The organism is Pseudomonas agronomica (assembly GCF_025917275.1).
GTDB lineage: Bacteria > Pseudomonadota > Gammaproteobacteria > Pseudomonadales > Pseudomonadaceae > Aquipseudomonas > Aquipseudomonas agronomica.
The window spans coordinates 1-3,008 of sequence record NZ_JAOSHO010000560.1 but is presented as its reverse complement, the minus strand read 5'-3'; the positions used below and the strand labels follow the sequence as shown (position 1 = coordinate 3,008).

Genomic DNA, 3,008 nt, shown 5'->3' with positions numbered 1-3,008 from the left:
CGCCACAACAGCAGCTTATTTTTTCAGGTCTTCAGCGCCTTGCAGCGGCTCATCGCCCAGCAGGATGTCCTGGTTGTGATTGACCTGCTCTTCTTCGAACAGTCGCCAGGTCTTGTCGTTCTCCACACCGAGCAATTCGACAAAGCGCCGACCTTCGATCTTGTCCGCCAACTGGCCAACATAGCGCCCCGGTTCGCTGTCGTTGCGAGTCAGGACAATCTTGCGGTCCTTCTCCGGCTGCGTCGGCGAGATCAGGCTCAGCTCCACCGTCTGGGGCCGGCTGTTGCCGTTCAGGCGCAGGTTGACTTCACCGGTGAGGTCGTCCAATTGCACACTGGCATGCAATTGCAGGGTCTGGGCCAGCAGTTCGCGCTCCAGCGAGCGATTGATGCCTTTGCCAGCCTCGTAATAGTTGTCGTTGACCAGGTTGTCCGGATTCTTCACCGCAATGGTTACCATGGTCAGGCTCAGCGTGACCGAGCACGTGAGGATCCCGATGATGATCCACGGCCAGAGGTGCTTGTACCAAGGGCTGGTGGCGGTTGCTGCAGGCATGGGCATTTCTCTCAACGAGTCTGTGGGCCGATGAACCGGCTCTTGGCTTCAACATGGACGCTGTCGTCATCGGCATCCTTGAGGATGAACGTCACCTCGTTGGTGCTCGACGGCAGTTGTTCCGGTGCGCTGGACAGTTCAACCGGCTGGCTGTAGATCTCGCCTGCGGCAACCTTGATTTCACGACGGCCTTGCAGCTTCAGATCAGGCAAGCCAGCAGCTTCCAGCATGTACGTATGGTCGCGTTGGTCCTTGTTCATGATCTTCAGGCTGTAGACGTTCTCGATCCGGCCTTCGGCGTTTTCGCGATACAGCACGCGGTCCTTGCTGACGTCGAAACCCACCAGCGAACGCATGAAGAACGCGGTGACCAACAGGCTGATCATCGCCAGCAGCACCAAGGCATAACCGATCAGGCGTGGGCGCAGTTTATGGGTTTTCTGCCCCGAAAGGTTGTGTTCGGTGGTGTAGCTGATCAGGCCGCGCGGATAGTCCATCTTGTCCATGATGTTGTCACAGGCATCGATACAGGCCGCACAACCGATGCACTCGATCTGCAGGCCGTCGCGGATGTCGATGCCGGTGGGGCAGACCTGGACGCACATCGTGCAGTCGATGCAATCCCCCAGCCCCAGCGCCTTGTAGTCGACACCTTTCTTGCGTGGGCCACGGCTTTCACCGCGACGTGGGTCATAGGAAACGATCAGGGTGTCCTTGTCGAACATCACGCTCTGGAAGCGGGCGTAAGGGCACATGTAGATGCACACTTGTTCACGCAGCCAGCCGGCATTGCCGTAGGTGGCGAGGGTGAAGAAACCGACCCAGAAATACGACCAGCCATCGGCCTGGCCGGTAAAGAACTCGAAAACCAACTCGCGGATCGGCGTGAAGTAGCCAACGAAGGTCATGCCGGTGACGAAACCGATCAGCAGCCAGAGGCTGTGCTTGGCGAATTTGCGCAAAAATTTGTTGGCGCTCATGGGTGTCTTGTCGAGCTTGATGCGCTGGTTGCGGTCGCCTTCGGTGACCTTTTCGCACCACATGAAGATCCACGTCCAGACGCTTTGCGGGCAGGTGTAGCCGCACCAGACCCGACCGGCATACACGGTGATGAAAAACAGGCCGAAGGCGGCGATGATCAACATCCCCGACAGCAGGATGAAATCCTGGGGCCAGAAGGTGGCGCCGAAAATAAAGAATTTGCGTTCCGGCAGGTTCCACCAGACAGCCTGGTGACCGCCCCAATTCAACCAGACCGTGCCGAAATACAGCAGGAACAGGAAGGCTCCGCCAACCATTCGCAGGTTGCGGAACAGGCCCGTGAAGGCGCGGGTGTAGATTTTTTCCCGAGAGGCATACAGGTCGACGCTTTTGTTGGCGTCCTTGGCAGGCGGGGTAACGTCATGTACCGGAATCTGGTTGCTCATCAAATGCATCCCACGGCAGTGGAAAAACGCCGAGGCCAGTACGTGCCGGCCACGGTCAGAAAGGGTGCTGCAGTGGCGCAATGATACGCCTGTCGCTCTAGGTCAAGGGTGCGACCTTTGGTCGCGTTGGGTGTCTGGGCTGAATGGTGTAGCGGATGTAACAAGTCATGACCTGGATCAATTGACTATAGACAGAGCATGGCGTTGGCGGAGATTGGATGGGGCGGCTTCGCCGCCCAGCGGGAGCAAGCTCCCTCGCCACAGGATTTGCGTTTCGGAGCAAATCCTGTGGTGTCCGTTGATTTATTCCTCGTCCAAATCTTCCTCATCGATCAGCCCTTGAACGAAGCGGAGGAAATTCGAGCAGACCAGCTTTTCGGATTGAGCCTGGTTCTCTTCAGAACTGAGGTCGCTATCGAAGCTATCGGTCGTGAAATAGCTAACGGCTTCGGTATCAAGGTTGAGGCAAAAGAAGTTGCCACCCCAGTCATTTGCGAAAGGCAAGAGATGCGCAGGAAGCACCTCTTTCTTCAGCATCAACTGATAGGTGGATAGCACCGTGGAGTCAGCGCCAGTAATTGGCTTGAAGGCGGCCACTTCCAGTGGCTCGTCGAAATCATCGCCGACCCAGTAGGTGCGCTCCGGCACGCCGCCGTTGTACTTGAGGTAATGGTTTCTAAAAGGCGTTGGTAGCTTCTTGCCAATAGCGGACTCCAAAAGATCCAAGTCCGCTGGCGTGATGGCTGCTTCGTCATCTGAGAATGTATTTTCAAGCATCGTTACTCTCCGTTTATGAGCAGCGCCCAGGTTTGGCTTTCGGTATCTTGTTGGCCAACCAACCTTTTTTTGAGGCCGCAAGGACTGACTCAGTGCTCTCGTACTTAACCTTGAAGTGTTTTTCATATTGCGCGACTGAACCACCATGCGGGAACGTAGCCTCATGTGAGTAAACCGGCTGATGCGGTTTATCTGGAGAATGCGTCAGCCTGTTTTGGGGCGGCTTCGCCACCCAGCGGGAGCAAGCTC

General features: G+C 56.6%; 3 protein-coding genes and 1 pseudogene. All 4 read right to left on the bottom strand.

Annotated features, from left to right (window positions below; translation table 11 throughout):
- Positions 1-15 precede the first annotated feature (15 nt).
- Positions 16-555, bottom strand: a complete 540-nt coding sequence (locus OC610_RS24445; protein WP_264431527.1) for a FixH family protein — start codon at positions 553-555, stop codon at positions 16-18.
- Positions 556-566: 11 nt separating this feature from the next.
- Positions 567-1,982 (bottom strand): cytochrome c oxidase accessory protein CcoG, encoded by a 1,416-nt coding sequence (gene ccoG / locus OC610_RS24440; protein ID WP_264431526.1) that lies wholly within the window; start codon positions 1,980-1,982, stop codon positions 567-569.
- Positions 1,983-2,285: 303 nt separating this feature from the next.
- Positions 2,286-2,759, bottom strand: a complete 474-nt coding sequence (locus OC610_RS24435; RefSeq protein ID WP_181286931.1) for an SMI1/KNR4 family protein — start codon at positions 2,757-2,759, stop codon at positions 2,286-2,288.
- 13 nt (positions 2,760-2,772) lie between these two features.
- Positions 2,773-3,008 (bottom strand): annotated as a pseudogene (locus tag OC610_RS24430) (hypothetical protein); the annotation flags it as partial.

What these genes read in the sequence shown, in the direction of transcription:
- OC610_RS24445 (WP_264431527.1), bottom strand. Translation starts at nt 555, where the DNA reads ATGCCTGCAGCAACCGCCACCAGCCCTTGGTACAAGCACCTCTGGCCG.
- ccoG (WP_264431526.1), bottom strand. Translation starts at nt 1,982, where the DNA reads ATGAGCAACCAGATTCCGGTACATGACGTTACCCCGCCTGCCAAGGAC.
- OC610_RS24435 (WP_181286931.1), bottom strand. Translation starts at nt 2,759, where the DNA reads ATGCTTGAAAATACATTCTCAGATGACGAAGCAGCCATCACGCCAGCG.